Source organism: Bradyrhizobium sp. IAR9, from assembly GCF_013408065.1.
In the GTDB taxonomy this organism is placed as follows: domain Bacteria; phylum Pseudomonadota; class Alphaproteobacteria; order Rhizobiales; family Xanthobacteraceae; genus Bradyrhizobium.
Genome location: NZ_JACBZW010000003.1, coordinates 685,075 through 702,423, shown reverse-complemented (window position 1 = coordinate 702,423; position 17,349 = coordinate 685,075). Strand labels below are relative to the sequence as shown.

14 protein-coding genes are annotated in these 17,349 nt (G+C 64.6%); 7 read left to right on the top strand and 7 right to left on the bottom strand.

Features of this window, described 5'->3' with window-relative positions; translation table 11 throughout:
* The first annotated feature begins 28 nt into the window (after positions 1-28).
* From GGD67_RS12270 to GGD67_RS12240, 7 genes are all read left to right on the top strand, one after another.
* Complete coding sequence (locus GGD67_RS12270; RefSeq protein ID WP_179732999.1) at positions 29-1,183, top strand: iron-containing alcohol dehydrogenase; 1,155 nt, start codon at positions 29-31, stop codon at positions 1,181-1,183.
* A gap of 18 nt (positions 1,184-1,201) precedes the next feature.
* A complete protein-coding gene (locus GGD67_RS12265) occupies positions 1,202-2,752 on the top strand; it encodes an AMP-binding protein (protein ID WP_179732998.1) in 1,551 nt (516 codons plus the stop codon).
* 225 nt (positions 2,753-2,977) lie between these two features.
* Complete coding sequence (locus tag GGD67_RS12260; RefSeq protein WP_179732996.1) at positions 2,978-4,576, top strand: ABC transporter substrate-binding protein; 1,599 nt, start codon at positions 2,978-2,980, stop codon at positions 4,574-4,576.
* 106 nt (positions 4,577-4,682) lie between these two features.
* The gene (locus tag GGD67_RS12255) at positions 4,683-5,630 is read left to right on the top strand and encodes an ABC transporter permease (RefSeq protein ID WP_018316803.1); all 948 of its coding nucleotides are present in this window, start codon (positions 4,683-4,685) and stop codon (positions 5,628-5,630) included.
* A gap of 9 nt (positions 5,631-5,639) precedes the next feature.
* Positions 5,640-6,533 (top strand): ABC transporter permease, encoded by an 894-nt coding sequence (locus GGD67_RS12250; protein WP_018316802.1) that lies wholly within the window; start codon positions 5,640-5,642, stop codon positions 6,531-6,533.
* Entirely contained in the window at positions 6,533-7,540 is a 1,008-nt protein-coding gene (locus tag GGD67_RS12245; protein WP_018316801.1) for an ABC transporter ATP-binding protein, read from the top strand. The genes GGD67_RS12250 and GGD67_RS12245 overlap by 1 nt, the downstream gene beginning before the upstream one ends.
* Positions 7,537-8,532 carry an ABC transporter ATP-binding protein gene (locus tag GGD67_RS12240; RefSeq protein ID WP_179732995.1) on the top strand — a complete coding sequence of 332 codons (996 nt, stop codon included), beginning with the start codon at positions 7,537-7,539 and terminating at the stop codon, positions 8,530-8,532. Before GGD67_RS12245 ends, GGD67_RS12240 begins: the two co-directional genes overlap by 4 nt.
* A 126-nt stretch (positions 8,533-8,658) precedes the next feature.
* On the opposite strand, the gene GGD67_RS12235 is transcribed toward GGD67_RS12240, so the two are convergent.
* From GGD67_RS12235 to GGD67_RS12205, 7 genes are all read right to left on the bottom strand, one after another.
* Positions 8,659-9,468, bottom strand: coding sequence for a hypothetical protein (locus GGD67_RS12235; protein WP_179732993.1), 810 nt, complete (start codon positions 9,466-9,468; stop codon positions 8,659-8,661).
* A gap of 249 nt (positions 9,469-9,717) precedes the next feature.
* Complete coding sequence (locus GGD67_RS12230; RefSeq protein WP_179732991.1) at positions 9,718-11,691, bottom strand: acetyl-CoA carboxylase biotin carboxylase subunit; 1,974 nt, start codon at positions 11,689-11,691, stop codon at positions 9,718-9,720.
* Positions 11,688-13,304, bottom strand: a complete 1,617-nt coding sequence (locus GGD67_RS12225; protein ID WP_179732989.1) for an acyl-CoA carboxylase subunit beta — start codon at positions 13,302-13,304, stop codon at positions 11,688-11,690. The genes GGD67_RS12230 and GGD67_RS12225 overlap by 4 nt, the downstream gene beginning before the upstream one ends.
* A 113-nt stretch (positions 13,305-13,417) precedes the next feature.
* Positions 13,418-14,284, bottom strand: coding sequence for a 3-keto-5-aminohexanoate cleavage protein (locus GGD67_RS12220; RefSeq protein ID WP_179732987.1), 867 nt, complete (start codon positions 14,282-14,284; stop codon positions 13,418-13,420).
* Between the two features lie 199 nt (positions 14,285-14,483).
* Positions 14,484-15,284: an AraC family transcriptional regulator gene (locus tag GGD67_RS12215; protein ID WP_179732986.1), complete on the bottom strand. Its 801-nt coding sequence runs from the start codon at positions 15,282-15,284 to the stop codon at positions 14,484-14,486.
* 236 nt (positions 15,285-15,520) lie between these two features.
* On the bottom strand, positions 15,521-16,177 hold the full coding sequence (locus tag GGD67_RS12210) for a glutathione S-transferase family protein (protein WP_179732984.1): 657 nt from the start codon (positions 16,175-16,177) through the stop codon (positions 15,521-15,523).
* Positions 16,177-17,340 carry an acyl-CoA dehydrogenase family protein gene (locus GGD67_RS12205; RefSeq protein ID WP_018316793.1) on the bottom strand — a complete coding sequence of 388 codons (1,164 nt, stop codon included), beginning with the start codon at positions 17,338-17,340 and terminating at the stop codon, positions 16,177-16,179. Before GGD67_RS12205 ends, GGD67_RS12210 begins: the two co-directional genes overlap by 1 nt.
* Positions 17,341-17,349: the final 9 nt, after the last annotated feature.

Here is a 17,349-nt window from a genome sequence, read left to right as displayed (position 1 = left end):
ACAAGACGAATTGTCCGGGAGGACAGACGTGCACCAGGGACGTGTCGTTTTCGGCGCGATCGAGGAGGTCGTGTTCGGCCATCCTGCAACTGAGGCCATCGTCGCGCAGATGGACCGGCTGGGAACGCGCCGCGCCTTCCTGATGGTTTCGGGCACGCTGAACCGGCAGACCGACGAAATCAGCAAGATCAAGGAAGCTCTGGGACCACGCTGTGCCGGCCTGTTCGACGCCATGCCGGCGCACACGCCGCGCGAGGCGGTGATCGCGGCAACCAACGCGGCGCGCGAGGCCGGCGCCGATTTGATCGTCACCGTCGGCGGCGGCTCGATCACCGACGGCGCCAAGGCGGTGCAGCTTTGCCTCGCCAATGGCATCAACGATATCGACGGCATCGATCGCATCCGCGTGCACAAGGGCGTCGCGCCCGAGATGACGGCGCCGACGGTGCGCCAGATCAGCGTGCCGACCACAATCGCCGGTGGCGAGTTCAGCTCAATCGCGGGGGTTACCGACCTCAGCACCCATGTGAAGCAGATGCTGCGGCATCCGCTCAGCGTTCCGCGTGCGACCATTCTCGACCCCGCTATCACCGTGCACACGCCGGAATGGCTGTTCCTGTCGACCGGCATCCGCGCCATCGACCATTGCGTCGAAGCGATCTGCTCGCGCGAGACGCATCCTTATGCCGACGCGCAAGCGGTGAAGGGCCTCGCGATGCTCGCCGACGCGCTGCCGCGGGTGAAAGCCGACCCCACCGATCTCGACGCGCGGATGGACGCGCAGATCGGCACCTGGCTGTCGATGGGCGCGCTCGCGGCCGGCGTTCCCATGGGCGCGAGCCACGGCATCGGCTACGTGCTGGGCGCGGCCTTCGACGTGCCGCACGGCTACACGTCCTGCATCATGCTGCCGGCGGTGATGCGCTGGAACGCGAGGGACAACGCCGAGCGCCAGATGATCGTCGCCGCTGCCATGGGCTATCCCGGCCACAACGCCGCCGACGTGCTCGATGCCTTCATCCGCTCGCTCGGCATGCCGCGCAGCCTCGCAGAGGTGCGTGTATCGCCCGAGCATTTCGAGACAATCGCCGAGCAGGCGATGCGCACCAACTGGATCCCGCGCAACCCGCGCAAGATCGAAGGCCCGGCGCAGGTGCGCGAAATCCTGCTTCTCGCCGCATAGTCCAAAGCCGGAGGATAGATGTACCCAGGTCAGCATGCCCGCCTACGCCCGCTGCAGCCCGCCTTCATCATGGCGGCCACAGGCGAGGCCGTCACCTATCGCGAGCTCGATGCGCGCAGCAACCGGCTGGCCCATCTGTTCCGCCAGCACGGCCTGAAGCGGCTCGACCATTACTCGATCTTCATGGAGAACAATTCGCGCTATCTGGAGGCCTGCGGCGCCGGCGAACGCTCCGGGCTGTACTACACCTGCATCAACTCCTTCCTGACGCCGGGCGAGCTCGCCTATCTGCTGGTCAACAGCCAGTCGAAGATCCTGATCACCTCGGTGGCGAAGCTCGCCATCGCCCGCGAGGCGATCAAGGCCTGCCCCGACATCAAGCTCTGCATCGTCGCCGACGGCCCGGGCGAGAGCGAGCGCATCGTCGGTCTTGCGGACGTGACCGCCGATATGCCGGCGACACCGATCGCGGATGAGTGGCTCGGCACCGCCATGCTCTATTCGTCCGGCACGACGGGACGGCCGAAAGGCATTCTGCGGCCGCTGCCGGAGGAGCCGCCGAAGCACAATCTGCCGCTGTTCGATTTCCTGACCAGGCTCTGGCACTACCGCGAGGGCATGGTCTACCTCTCGCCGGCCCCGCTCTATCACTCGGCGCCGCAGGCGGCCGTGAACCTCACGATCCGCATGGGCGGCACCGTGATCATCATGGAGAGCTTCGATCCCGAGCGTTACCTCGAGCTCGTCCAGCGGTGGGGCATCACCCACACCCAGCTGGTGCCGACCATGTTCTCGCGCATGCTGAAGTTGCCGGAGGAGGTGCGCGGCCGTTACGGCCTGTCCTCGCTGGAGATCGCGATCCACGCCGCCGCGCCCTGCCCGGCCCTGGTCAAGGACGACATCATCAAATGGTGGGGACCGATCATCCACGAATATTACGGCGCCACGGAGGGCCTCGGCTTCACCGCCTGCAACAGCGAGGAATGGCTTAGCCATCGCGGCACCGTCGGCAAGGTGCTGCTCGGCGACCTCCACATCCTCGACGAGAACATGCGGGAATGCCCGACCGGAACCCCGGGCCAGGTCTGGTTCAAGACCGCCTCGCCGTTCGAATATTTCAACGATCCGGAGAAGACCAAGGAGGCGCGTTCGGCCGACGGCAGCATGAGCACGGTCGGCGATGTCGGCTATGTCGATGCCGACCGGTTTCTCTATCTCACCGATCGCGCCACCTTCATGATCATCTCCGGTGGCGTGAACATCTACCCGCAGGAATGCGAGAATTTGCTGATCACCCATCCCAAGGTCGCCGATGCCGCTGTGTTCGGCGTCCCCAATCCCGATCTCGGCGAAGAGGTGAAGGCGGTGGTGCAGCCGATGCCTGATGTCGTGCCGGACGAGGCCCTCGCCGAAGAGTTGATCGCATTCTGCGCAAAATCGCTGTCGCGGCAGAAGGTGCCGCGCTCGATCGATTTCGAAAAGGAATTGCCGCGGCTGCCGACCGGGAAGTTGTACAAGCGGCTGCTGCGGGACCGGTATTGGGGGAACAAGGCGTCGCGGATCGTGTGAGGGCGCGGCGGCGAGCTTGTTGATACGATTGCGCGCAACACCAGCACCGGAACCATCTCTTCGCACCTGCACTCTCACATCATGAGAGTAAGACCTGCGGCCTTCGGTCATCCGAATTGTCGAGGCGGCATGCGGCCTTACCGGTTGCCTCCCTCAACTCGCGTGCTATCGTCGCGACAAACAGGCCGCAAAGGCCCAAAAGACTGACGTCCAGGGAGGATGAGCATGCGGAGCGTGTGGGCGCTCGCCGCAATGGCGGCGCTATCTGTGCTGACGGCCTCAACCACCACGCTCGCCGGCGAGCCCAAGCAGGGCGGCGTCCTGCGAATGTATCACCGCGACAGCCCGGCCAACGCATCGATCCTCGAGGGCGCGACCTATTCGGTCAACGTGCCGTTCATGGGCGTCTTCAATAACCTCGTCATTTACGACCAGCACATCGCGCAGAACAGTCCTGAGACCCTGCGGCCTGAGCTCGCCGAAAGCTGGTCCTGGAGCAGCGACAACAAGAAGCTGACGTTCAAGCTGCGCCAGGGCGTCAAATGGCACGACGGCAAGCCGTTCACATCGGCCGACGTCAAATGCAGCTTCGATCTGCTGATGGGCAAATCGCAGCAGAAGCTTCGGCAGAATCCGCGCAAGGCCTGGTACAACGAAGTCAACGAGATCACGACGAGCGGCGATTTCGAGGTCTCCTTCGACCTGAAGCGGCCACAGCCGTCACTGCTGGCGATGCTCGCGTCCGGCTATACGCCGGTCTATCCCTGTCACGTCTCGCCGGCGGACATGCGCACCCATCCGATCGGGACCGGACCGTTTAGATTCGTCGAGTTCAAGGCCAATGAATCGATCAAGCTGACGCGAAATCCGGACTATTGGAAGAAGGGCCTGCCCTATCTCGACGGCATCGAGTACACGATCATCACGAACCGCTCGACCGCGATCCTGGCGTTCGTCGCCGGCAAGTTCGACATGACCTTCCCGACGCACATCACGATCCCGCTCCTGAAGGACATCAAGTCGCAGGCGCCGAACGCGACTTGCGTGGTCGAGCCGACCAACGTTTCGACCAACATCATCGTCAATTCGACCTCGGCGCCATTCGACAACATCGATATTCGCCGGGCGGTGGCGCTTGCACTCGACCGCAAGGCGTTCGTCGATATCCTGTTCGAAGGCCAGGCCGATATCGGCGGCACCATGCTGCCACCGCCTCAGGGCATCTGGGGCATGCCCAAGGACAAGCTCGAGACCATTCCGGGCTACGGCCGGGACGTGAACGCGAATCGGGAAGAGGCAAAGAAGCTGATGCAGAAGGCGGGCTACGGTCCTGACAAGCATCTCGCGGTGAAGGTCTCGACGCGCAATCTGGCGGAATATCGCGACCCCGCCGTCATCCTGATCGACCAGCTCAAGAGCATCTATATCGATGGCGAGCTCGACGTCGTGGAAACCGCGAACTGGTTCCCGAAAGTCGCGCGCAAGGATTACATGCTGGGCCTCAACCTGACCGGCAATTCCGTCGACGACCCCGATCAGTCCTTCTACGAAAACTATTCCTGCGGCTCGGAACGGAACTACACCAATTACTGCAACAAGGAGATCGAGAAGCTGTTCGACGTGCAGTCGCAGGAGACCGACACCGCCAAGCGCAAGCCGCTGGTGTGGGACATCGACAAGAAGCTGCAGGAGGACGTTGCCCGTCCGATCATCTTCCATGCACGGGCCGGCACCTGCTGGCAGCCCTACGTCAAGGGCATCACGATCATGTCGAACAGCTCCTATAACGGCTTTCGCTACGAGGACGCGTGGCTCGACAAGTAGCGCGGCAGGCTGAAGGCTTCGGGATTTTGGTTTTGAGCATGATCTTGTCGGAAAACCGCTGCGCACCTTTCCGGATCATGCTCTAGCGGCTCGCGGAGGGCGAAGGATGTTTGCCTATCTGGTGCGACGCCTGTTCCTGATGCTCGTGACCCTGTTTGGGATCTCGGTCGTCATCTTCGTCCTGCTGCGCATCGTCCCGGGTAACATCGTCGACATCCTGTTCGCAGCCGCCGGCTATGTCGATCCCGCCGACAAGGCCAATCTGGAGAAGGAGCTCGGCATCGACCAGCCGCTGATCGTGCAATATTGGCATTGGATCAGCGGTTTTCTGCACGGCGACTTCGGCTACTCCTACGTCTCCGAAAAGCCCGCGCTGCAGGAGATATTGCCGCGGATTCCGATCACGGCAAAGCTAGCCGGCCTCGCGCTGCTATTCTCGGCCTCGATCGGTATTCCGCTCGGCGTCATCAGCGCGGTGAAGCAGGGCACACGGCTGGATTACGCATTGCGTGTCGTCAGCTTGAGCGGCTTGTCGCTGCCCTCGTTCTGGCTCGGCCTGCTCATCCTGACTGCGTCGGTGGCGATGTTCGGCCAGATGCCGATCTTCAATCCAAACCCGAAGACCTGGCTCGAGGCGTTCGCAACCTACGCCGTACCGGCCGCCGCGGTCGGTTTCCGCAGCGCCGCGCTGACCATGCGCATCACGCGATCCTCGATGCTGGAGGTGCTGCGGCAGGACTACATCCGCACCGCGCGCGCCAAGGGCGCCTCCGATGCCGCCGTGAACTATCACCACGCGCTGAAGAACGCGATCCTGCCGGTGATCACCGTGATCGGCATCGAGGCTGCGTTCCTGATCGGCGGCCTGATCGTCACTGAGACGGTGTTCAACATCCCCGGCGTCGCCCGCTTCCTGGTCGAGGCGATCCGCTGGCGCGACTATCCGATCGTGCAGAACCTCGTGATGCTGATCGCCGTCGTGGTGGTGAGCGCGAATTTCATCGTCGACATGCTCTACGCCGTGTTCGATCCGCGCATCAGATACACGGACTAGGAGATCAATTTGGCCGCGATCGACTTCGACGTTGAACTGAGGCGGGCCGGCGCGCATGCGACCGGGGGCTGGCGCCGCGTACTGTTTTTGGCACAGCGGCATGTGCTGGGTGCCGCGGGCCTCGTCATCATGACCGTGTTCGTATTCACGGCCGTCTTCGCCGATTTCATCGCGCGCTACGATCCCCTGTCGATCGATTCGGCCCGCGCTCTGGCCCGCCCGAGCCTGGCGCACTGGATGGGAACGGACTCCTTCGGCCGCGACGTGTTCAGCCGCATCATCCACGGCGCGCGGATCTCGCTGGCGGTCGGGATCGGCTCGACCGCGCTCGGCGGCACGATCGGCGTCATCGTCGGCCTCACCTCCGGCTATCTCTCCGGCTGGGTCGATCTCGTGTTCCAGCGCGTCTCCGACGTCCTCCAGGCGCTGCCGCTGCTGGTCCTGGCGCTGGTGATGACGGCGGCGCTCGGCCCATCGCTGCCGAACGTGATCATTGCGATTGCCATTCCGCTGATCCCGACGGTCGCGCGAGTCATCCGCGCCAACACGCTGGCGCTGCGCGAACTTCCCTTTATCGAAGCCGCCAAGTCGATCGGCATGAGCGAAGTGCGCATCGCGCTCCGCCACGTGCTGCCGAACACGCTGGCGCCGCTGATCGTACTCGCCACCGCCCAGCTCGGCTCGACCATCCTCACCGAGGCCTCGCTCTCCTTCCTCGGCCTCGGCATTCCCGAGCCTTATCCATCATGGGGCCGCATGCTCTCGGAGTCCGCCGCCGAATATGTCCGCACCGCGCCGTGGCTGGTGATCTTCCCGGGCATCGCGATCAGCCTCGCCGTGTTCGGCGCCAACCTGTTCGGCGACGCCTTGCGCGACATTCTTGATCCGAGGCAACGCGGCTGATGGCTGACAAACCCGACCTCGTGCTCGATGTGAAGAACCTGAAAACGGTATTCTTCACCAATTCCGGCCTGTTCAAAGCGGTCGACGACGTCTCCTTTACCGTGAAGCGCGGCGAGACGCTGGCGATCGTCGGCGAATCCGGCTGTGGCAAGAGCGTCACCGCGCTGTCGCTGATGCGGCTGGTGCCCGACCCGCCCGGCCGCATCGTCGGCGGCTCCGTCTCGCTCGAAGGCACCGATCTGCTGGCGCTGGACGAGGCGGAGATGCGTGCCATCAGGGGCAACCGCATCTCGATGATCTTCCAGGAGCCGATGACCTCGCTCAATCCGGTGATGCGGATCGGCGACCAGATCGTCGAGGCGGTGCGGCTGCACCGGAGCATCCCGGCCAAAGAGGCCCAGAATATCGCCGTCGAGATGCTGCGCCTGGTCCGCATTCCCGAGCCGGCGCGACGCGCGAAGGAATATCCGCATCAACTCTCCGGCGGCATGCGCCAGCGCGCGATGATCGCGATGGCGCTGGCCTGCCGACCGGCGCTGCTGATCGCGGACGAGCCAACCACGGCGCTCGACGTCACCATCCAGGCGCAGATTCTGGCGCTGATCCTCGACCTGCAGAAGGAGCTCGGCACCGGGCTCGTGCTGATCACGCACGATCTCGGCGTGGTCGCGCAGACGGCGCAGCGCGTGATCGTGATGTATGCGGGCCGCAAGGTCGAGGAAGCCAGCGTCGAAGCGCTGTTCGCCGCGCCGAAGCACCCTTATACGCGCGGGCTGATGGCCTCGATCCCAGCGGTGCCGGCATCCGGCGTCGCGGCGCCGGCACGGCTGAACGAAATTCCCGGCACCGTGCCGTCGCTGGTGCGGCTACCGAAGGGATGCGCCTTCGCGCCGCGCTGCAAGCTCGCGATCAAGCGCTGCGAGGCCGAGTATCCGCCGCTGGCGGATTGGGGCGGCGGACATCTTGCCGCCTGCTGGCGTGCGGAAGAAGTCGCGGAGGTGGCATGAGCAACGTTCTGCTCGAAGTCACCAACCTCAAGAAGCACTACCCGGTGCGGGCCGGCGTGCTGCGCCGGCAGGTCGGCACCGTGCACTCGGTCGACGGCGTCTCGTTCTCGCTGCATGCCGGCGAGACACTCGGGCTCGTCGGCGAGTCCGGTTGCGGCAAATCGACGGTGGCGCGCAGCGTGTTGCGGCTGGTCGAGCCGACCTCGGGCCAGATTCACCTCGACGGCGAGGATATCACCCATCTGTCCAAGGCAGCACTGCGCCCGCACCGGCGCTCGATGCAGATCGTCTTCCAGGACCCGTTCGCCTCGCTCAATCCGCGCATGACCGCCGGCGACATCGTTGGCGAGCCGCTTGCGGTGCACGGGCTCGCCAGCGGCAAGGAACTGGAGGCGCGGGTCGCAACGCTGTTCGAGCAGGTGGGCTTGCGAGCCGATCAGATGCACAACTTCCCGCATCAATTCTCCGGCGGCCAGCGCCAGCGCATCTGCATCGCGCGCGCACTGGCGCTGGAGCCGCGCCTGATCGTCTGCGACGAGCCGGTCTCCGCGCTCGACGTCTCGATCCAGGCGCAGGTGATCAACCTGCTGATCGACCTGCAGCGCCAGCACGGCTTCTCCTATCTGTTCATCGCGCACGACCTCGCCGTGGTCGCGCACATCAGCCACCGCGTCGCCGTGATGTATCTCGGCCGCATCGTCGAGATCGCGGGCAAGGACGAGCTGTTCCGCAATCCGCGCCATCCCTACACGCAGGCCCTGCTCGCCTCAGTTCCAGTCGCCAATCCGCTCGCGAAGAAGCTCGCGCCGCTGGTCGACGGCGATGTGCCGAGCCCGGTCAATCCACCCTCAGGCTGCGCGTTTCACACCCGCTGCCGATTTGCGATGGAGCGTTGCAGGATGGAGCGGCCGGCGCTGCTGGACGCGGGCGACGGGCATCAGGTGGCGTGTCTGCTCAATGAGGGCACGGGGCGGAGCAACACGGTCCCGTAGGGTGGGTTAGCCTTGCGGACTGCGCGAAGGGTGGTCCGCAAGGCGTAACCCACCACTTCTGTTTCCGCGGAGATCAAAAAGGTGGATTGCGCCCGCGGACCGCGCTTGGCGCGGCCGCGGGCTAATCTAATCCACCCTACGCTCGGTACGATTGCGGAGCGTGCGGATCACCGGCCAGGCCGCCAGCGCTGCGGCCAGATGCTTGAGCGTGTGGCCCGAGACGATGTGTCCTGTCGCTTCGAAAATGAGCGCGTCACCGAGTTCGAAAAGCTTCGCCAGCACATAAAAGAAGATCACGCCGCCGAGCGGCACGCCGAGCGCGCCAGGCTGCGGCCGCGCCAACGCCAGTCCCACGGCAAGTGCCATGCCGCCGAACTGCACGACCACCCATGGCGTGAGATTCTCGCGTGCCACCCAGGCAGCAAGCAAGCCCGCAACCATCATCAGCACCAGCACCGCCTCGCCGGCGCGCACACTGACGCGCTCACTGGCCGCGATGCCCAGAAAGCCTGCGAATGCCACCGCCATGCCGAGACGATCAGCCACGAGCCGTTGCGGCATGTCGGGGTCCAGATGATAGAACCCTGAGCCCAGGCAGGTGAGGATCAGGCCGACGAAAAACCAGCTTGCACCCACGGGCGCATCATGGCGGGCGCGTAGCCGCTCCGAGCCCCAGACGCCCATCGCGAGAAAGGCGAGATTGCTCAGCACATCGCCTGCGTTGGGCACGCCGAGCCAGGTGCGACTGTCGACGAAGTGCGGGATGTGCCAAGCGGCGGCGGGCAGCGCGGGGGCAAGGAGCGCCGACAGCGCCAGAACGCAGAGGGCTCCAATCAGGTATCCCTCGCGGAGTTGTGGGGCGACGAACGAGAAGCGGCGGGATACCGACGGGAGCGTCGGATTGGTCGCTTGGGCGGGATCATTGACGCGCAACATGCCGGCTCCAAAATTGAACAACGTTCATTATTTTTAGGTGAAAAATGAACAAAGTTCAAATTGAATTCAACCCTCGCGCCGATACGCAATTAAGCAACTGAAATAATAAGGGAATTTTTATCGCGCGCGAGATGCCGTAGGGTGGGCAAAGCGGAGCGTGCCCACGACTTTTCTGCGATTAGCGCGAGATGGTGGGCACGGCGCTTTGCGCCTTTGCCCACCCTACGATTGCGGAGTTCGTGGCGCCGACTATGCCCCGATTTCCGCAACGATCCTGCCCGTCGTCACCTGCTCGCCTTCGGCGACGTCGATAGCCGCCACCACGCCGTCGACGCCGGCCTTGTGGACGTGCTCCATCTTCATCGCTTCAAGCGTCAGAACCGGTTGGCCAGCGGTGACGCGGTCACCCGGCTTGACCAGGACGGCGACGACGCGGCCGTTCATGGCGGCGCGCACCTTGCCGTCGCCGCCATTGGCAGCAGTGGCCTTCGGCGCGGCGAGCGTGAGATCGCTGACCGCGAGCGGGATGCCACGGTGCTGGAGGTAGAGGCGGTCGCCGTCGCGCAGGAATTTTGCACTATCCATCAAGCCATCGTGGCGGAAGCGGACGGCGTCGACGTCGAGTTGATCAATTTCGAATGTGTTTCGCCGGCCGTCGATGGCAACGGTGTAGCTACCATCGCGCTCGCGCGTGACTTCGAGTTCGTATGTCTGACCGGCGATCTCGATCTTCGCTGGCAGGGGAAAGGTGGCAGCGAGGCTCCGCCCGCCCTGCCATGACGGTGTGCGCGGGTTGGTGATATAGAGCAGCAGGCCCGCCAGCGCCAAGTCAAATGCCGCGTTCGCGCGCGGTGCCAGCAGCTCGTCGCGATGCGTACCGATGAAGGCCGTCGTCGCCTCGCCCCTGGCAAAGCCGGGATGACGCAGGCAGGACATCAGAAACGACTGGTTGGTGGTCACGCCGAACGCGGTCAGCTGCTCGAGGCCGACGATCAGTCGCCCCCGCGCCTCCTCGCGGCTCGCGCCGTGGCTGATGACCTTGGCGATCATGGAATCGTAGAACGGCGGGATCTCCGAGCCCGATCGCAGCGCGTGCTCGACGCGGATGCCGTCAGGCACCTGCCAGCGCGCCATGCGGCCCGACTGCGGCATGAAGTCGTGCGCGGCATCTTCCGAGCACAGCCGCACCTCGATGGCATGGCCGGAGAACTTCACGTCCTGCTGCTTCACCGGCAGCGGCTCGCCGCGCGCGACACGCAGCTGCAGCTCGACCAGATCGAGCCCGGTGATCGCCTCGGTCACGGGATGCTCGACCTGGAGACGCGTGTTCATCTCCATGAAGTAGAACGCGCCGCTGGCATCGAGCAGGAATTCCAGCGTGCCGGCGCCTTCGTAACGCAGCGCCTTCACCGCGGCGACCGCGACTTCACCCATCTTCGCGCGCAACACCGGCGTCACCGCAGGCGACGGCGCCTCCTCGATCAACTTCTGGTGCCGCCGCTGCACCGAGCAGTCACGCTCGCCGAGATGGATGGCGTTGCCATGGCTGTCGCCGAACACCTGGATCTCGATATGGCGCGGGTTCTGAATGGCGCGTTCGAGAATGACGGTGGGGTCGCCGAACGCCGCCTTCGCCTCCGACCGCGCACTGCGCAGCGCATCCGGGAAGGACGCCGCGTCCGTCACGAGCCGCATGCCACGACCGCCGCCGCCGGCGACCGCCTTGATCATCACGGGGAAGTCGATCTTTTTGGCCTCCGCCAGCATGACTTCATCGCCTTGATCGGCGCCCTGATAGCCGGGCACGCAGGGCACGCCGGCCTTCCTCATGATCTCCTTGGCGCCGGCCTTGTTGCCCATCGCCTCGATCGCCTGTGGCGACGGGCCGATGAAGACCAGGCCCGCATCCTTGCAGGCGCGCGCAAAATCCTCGTTCTCGGCGAGGAAGCCGTAGCCGGGATGAACCGCATCTGCGCCGCTCACTTTCGCCGCGGCGATGATCGCGGGGATGTTGAGATAGGATTGCGCCGGCAAGGCTTCGCCGATGCGCACGGCCTGGTCGGCCTGCTGCACATGGATCGCATCGCGATCCGCATCCGAATAGACGGCGACGACGCCAAGGCCGAGCTGCCGGGCGCTGCGCATCACGCGCAATGCGATCTCGCCGCGATTGGCGACCAGGACCTTGAAGAACGGCCGGTGCTGCACTGATCCGTTCCTCATGGGCGGGCCACCGAGAACTGCATGCGCTGGGGATTCCGCGCGTCGCCTTCGCGGCAGATCGCGAGCACTTCGGACAGCACCGCGCGGGTGTCGCGCGGATCGATCACCCCGTCGTCGAGCACGCGCGCGCTGGTCGAGAATACATCCATCTGGCCGTCGAACACGCCGATGATCTGCGCCTTCATGGCATCGAGCTTGTCCTTTTCGACCGGCTTCCCGCGCCTCGCGGCGGCCGCTTCCGTCACGATAGCCATGGTCTCGGCGGCCTGCTCGCCGCCCATCACCGCGGTCTTGGCGTTCGGCCAGGAGAAGCAGAAGCGCGGATGGAAGCCGCGGCCGCACATGCCGTAATTGCCGGCGCCGAACGAGGCGCCGCAATAGATGGTGATCTGCGGCACCGTCGCCGAGGTCACCGCCTGGATCATCTTCGAGCCGTGCTTGATCATGCCGGCTTCTTCATAGGCCTTGCCGACCATGTAGCCGGTGGTGTTGTTGAGATAGAGGATCGGCGTGCGGGTCTGGCAGCACGCCTGGATGAAATGCGTCGCCTTGTTGGCGCCGGCGGGATCGAGCGGCCCGTTGTTGGTGATGATGCCGATCGCCTGTCCTTCGATGCGGGCGTGGCCGCAGACGGTGGCGGGTCCGTAGTTCGGTGCCATCTCGGTGAAATCGGAATCGTCGACGATACGTGCGATCACCTGCTTCATGTCGACGGAGCGCTTGTGGTCCATCGGCATGATGCCGAGCAGCTCGTCCTGGTCATAGCGTGGTGGCTTGAATGCCGACGCCGTCCTGCCCGGCCGTTCCCATTGCAGCGCCGCCATGATCTCGCGCGCGATGCGCAGTGCATCGCGGTCGTCCTCGGCGAGGTAGTCGCCGAGACCGGACACTTGCGTGTGCATCTCGGCGCCACCGAGCTCTTCTTCCGTAGCGATCTCGCCGGTCGCGGCCTTCAGCAGCGGCGGCCCCGCGAGGAAGGCGCGGGTACGGCCGCGCACCATGACGATGTAGTCGGAGAGACCCGTCTGATAGGCGCCGCCGGCAGTCGAGGAGCCGTGCGTGACGGTGACGACGGGCAGGCCTGCCGCAGAGAGCCGCGCCAGATTGCGAAAAATGTTGCCGCCACGGACAAAGTCCTCGACGCGGTAGCGCAACAGGTTGGCGCCGGCGCTTTCGACCAGTTGCACGTAGGGCAGCTTGTTCTCCAGCGCGAGCTCCTGCACCCGCAACGTCTTGTCGAGACCGTAAGGCTGCAGCGCACCGGCATCGATGCCGGAATCGCTGGCGCTGACCATGCAGCGAATGCCCGAGACGAAGCCGATGCCCGCGATGACGCCGCCGCCGGGCACGCTCTTGGTCGCGTCGGGTACATCGAACATGTAGCCGGCGAGCGTCGACAGCTCGATGAAGGGCGCACCGGGATCGAGCACCAGCGCGACGCGCTCGCGTGGCAGCAGTTGGCCGCGCTTGTGAAAGCGATCCTTCGCCGCCGCCGACGCCGCGCGGGTGCGCTCTTCCAGCGCGCGCATGCGGTCGATGAGGCCGAGCATGCCGTCGCGGTTGGCGTGGTAGGCGGCGCCGCCGGGGGAGATGGTGTTTTCGAGAATGGACATGACTCTATCCTACCCGTCATTGCGAGGAGCGAAGCGACGAAGCAATCCAGTCTGTTTCCGCGGATGCACTCTGGATTGCTTCGCTTCGCTCGCAATGACGGCTGGGGCTACATTCAGCGATTCGTCCCAAAGATCTTCCGCGCCTCGGCGGGGCTTGCGATCTCGCGGCCGGCACGGCGGGCACAGGCGGCGACGGCCTCGATCAGCTGGCCGTTCGACGTCACCTTCTTGCCGTCGGCGAGATAGAAGGTGTCTTCGAGACCGGTGCGCAGGTGGCCACCGAGCTCGGCGCAGCGCTGGTGCAGCGGCCAGATCTCCTCGCGGCCGATCGCGGTGACCTGAAAATGCGCCTCGGGACGTTTCAGCTTGATCAGGATCGGCAGCAGCTCCGGATCCGAAGGCATTCCCGAAGCGACGCCCATCACAAAATTATACTCGAGCGGTCCCTTGTACATGCCGACCTGCGTGTACATGCCGACGCAGCGGACGATGCCGACGTCGAAACATTCGAACTCGGGAATGGTGCCGACCGCGTTCATGACGTCGAGATAGTCCTTCACCTTCTCGACCGCGTTGTCGAACATCATCGGTGGCCAGGCCCAGGTATTGTCGGCCTTCACCTTCAGATAATTCAGCGAGCCGGCGTTGCAGGCGGCGATCTCCGGCTTGGTCTCACGGATGCAGTCGAGCGCGCCGGAGTAGTTCGGCCCTGACACCCCCGAGGTGTGATTGATGATCACGCCGGGACAGGCTTCACGGATCGCCTGCTGGATCTCCCTGCTGACGGCGACCTCCCAGGACGGCAGATGGCCCTTGCCCGGCGCCTGCTGGCGCAGGTGGATGTGCATGACGGACGCACCGGCGTCGAACGCAGCCTTGGCCTCGCGCGCCATCTGCTCGGGCGTCACGGGCACATTGTGCTGCTTGGGATCGGTGAGCACGCCGTTCAGCGCGCAGGTGATGACGGCCTTGTCGCTCATGCCTTGGATATCTCGCACGTTGAGAATTCAACGCTTGCGATCATGGGATGGGCGGCATGCGGCTTCTTGCGCGGAGAAGCTGGAAAACACGACGAATTCGTAGGGTGGGCAAAGCGAAGCTTGCCCACCATCTTTGCCAGTTGCCGAGAGGTCGTGGGCACGGCGCAAGAGCGCCTTTGCCCACCCTACGAGAGCGAGCCTAACTCGCCTCCGCGAGCCTCACCGTCTCGGTGCTGCGATAGATCGCAAGGTCGCGCGAGCCGACGAAGATCGCGCGCGGCTTCAATCCGTAGAAGCGGCGGATCGAATGGCTGAAATGCGTGGAGTCGGGATAGCCGATGTCCTGCGCGAGATGGGCGAGGTTGAGGTCCTGGTTGGCGAAGTGCAGCAGATGCCGTGCGCGCTTCCAGGCGCGGAAGGAGCGGAACGAGATGCCGGTCTCTTCCTTGAACAGATGCAGGAAGCGCGAGGCCGAGAGCCCTGCTTCCGCCGCGCAGGTGTCGGCCGTCACCGGCTCGCCGGAGAACCGCTCGATGCGGGCGACGGCGCGGGTCACGCGCGGATCGAGCTCGCGGCGGGCAAGCGCCTCGCCAAAGCACATCTCGTCGAACTCGGCGGTGGTGATGTCGCCGTAGCGGCGCTGGCGTAGCAGCGCGTAGGCGGCGAGGATCTTGCGGGCATAGAGAGCCTTGTCCGGCCCTCGCAGCCGCTCGGCCAAGGCCTCGATCACGCCATCCGGCATGCTTTCCGGCTCGAGGGTCACGCTGATTGCAGTGCGGTAGTCGCCGGCGATGGAATGCCGCTGGTTCGGCAGGGTCACGATCAATTCGTCCGACGTGTGGACGTCGTCGATCGTGAGGTGCAGGCTGCCTTTCACCGCGACGTAGATATGGCAGCAGCCGGGGGTCCGCTTGCGAGGGCGCCCGAGCAGGCCCGCATAGAATACCCGCTCCGGCGTGATCAGCATCAGATGGTCGGATTCGCGACCTTTATCTTCCATTGGGATCCTCCTCGCGCGGCTCTCTGGCCGCTGCGGACGGAGGTCACCTTAGCGGAAATTTGGGCGCTGTCACGACGGGATAGCGCTGTCAAAACACACGCGCCGTCGTTCCGGGGCGGTCCTTAGGACCGAACCTCAGGTGCGCAATTGCGCACCGGGGAACCTCGAGATTCCCAGCTGCGCAACGGCGCACCATAGTCGATGCTGCGCATCGCCCCGGAATGACGACCTAAAACTTACGCCCTCACGCGCGGTGCAACATTCTGCTCGGCGCCAGCCTTCTGTTCCGCAGCAACCGCACACTTGAAACCGTCCCGCTGCTGCAGGCGGGCCCAATAGGCTGCGACATTTGGCCCAAAATCCTTGGCAAGCCCGATGTTGTCGGCCAGCCGAAGCGCATAACCGATGACAATGTCAGCGGCGGTGAAGCGGCCGGCGCACAATGTTTCGGCATTGGCCGTCGCTGCCTCGACGGCGCGCAACCGGCCCAGGAACCATTTTGCATAGTCGCCGGCGACCTGCGGATTGCGCCGCTCCTCCGGCTCGAGCTGGGTGTATCGGAGCACCAGCGTCTGCGGGAAGGTTAACGTGGCGTCGCTGAAATACATCCAGTTCAGGAAGGCGCCATAGGCGGGATCTTCCGGCCCGACCATCAGCGGCGTCGGGCCATGCTTGATGCCGAGATAGTGGCAGATGCCGGAGGATTCGGTCATCTTCGTCTCGCCGTCGACCATGAAGGGAATTGTGCCGAGCGGATTGAGCGCGAAATATTCCTTGGCGAAGACCCGCGGCGGGAATGGCAGCATCTTCAGCTCATACGGCAGCCCCATCTCCTCCAGCATCCAGAGCGGGCGGAACGAGCGCGCGGCGTCGCAGTGATAGAGCGTGATCATCAGGCGTTTCCTTTGCTGCCGGGCAGCGTGCCCATCATCTTGCACAGGACCATCAGCATGACCTCATCGGCACCGCCGCCGATCGAGGTCAGGCGGCTGTCGCGATAGGCGCGGCTGACCGGCGTCTCGTTGGTAAAGCCCATTCCGCCCCAATATTGCAAGCAGGCGTCGGTGAGCTCGCGGCCGAGCCGGCCGGCCTTGAGCTTGGCCATGGTCGCGAGCTTGGTCACGTCCTCGCCGGCCACCAGCTGCTCGGCGGCACGATAGATCAGCGCGCGCAGCAGCTCGACCTCGGTCTGCATCTCCGCCAGCTTGAAGTGCACCACCTGGTTGTCGAGGATCGACTTCCCGAAGGCCTTGCGGTTGCGGGTGTACCCGACGGTCTGATCGATGATGTATTCATGCGCCTTCAGGCAGGCCGCCGCGCCCCAGAGCCGCTCCTCCTGGAATTGAATCATCTGATAGGTAAAGCCCTTGCCCTCCTCGCCGATCCGGTTGCGCTTGGGCACGCGGACATTGTCGAAGAAGATCTGCGCGGTGTCGGAGGAGCGCATGCCCATCTTGTCGAGCTTGCGGGCGACGGTGACGCCCTTGCTCTTCATGGGCACGCAGATCAGCGACTTGTTGCGGTGAACGGGCCCGTCGCCGGTGTTGGCGAGCAGGCAGATCCAGTCGGCCTGGGTGCCGTTGGTGATCCACATCTTGCCGCCGGTGATGACATAATCGTCGCCGTCGGAGCGCGCCTGGGTCTTGATCGAGGCCACGTCGGAGCCCGCACCGGGCTCGGAGACGCCGATGCAAGCGACGAAATCGCCCGAGATCGAGGGCGCCAGGAACTCGCGGCGCACCTCATCCGAGCCGAACCGCGCCAGCGCGGGCGTCGCCATGTCGGTCTGCACCCCGATCGCCATCGGCACGCCGCCGCAGGTGATGGCACCCAGCTCCTCCGCCATCATCAGCGCGTAGGAGTAGTCGAGGCCGGAGCCGCCGAACTCCACGGGCTTGTTCAGGCCGAGGAAGCCGAGGCTGCCCATCTTCTTGAACAGCTCGTGCGCTGGGAAGATGTCGGCCTTTTCCCATTCATCGACATGAGGATTGATCTCGTTGGCGATGAACTTTTGTAAGCTACGGCGAATGTCGTCATGGTCGGCGGTGAATAGCATTCTTTCCCC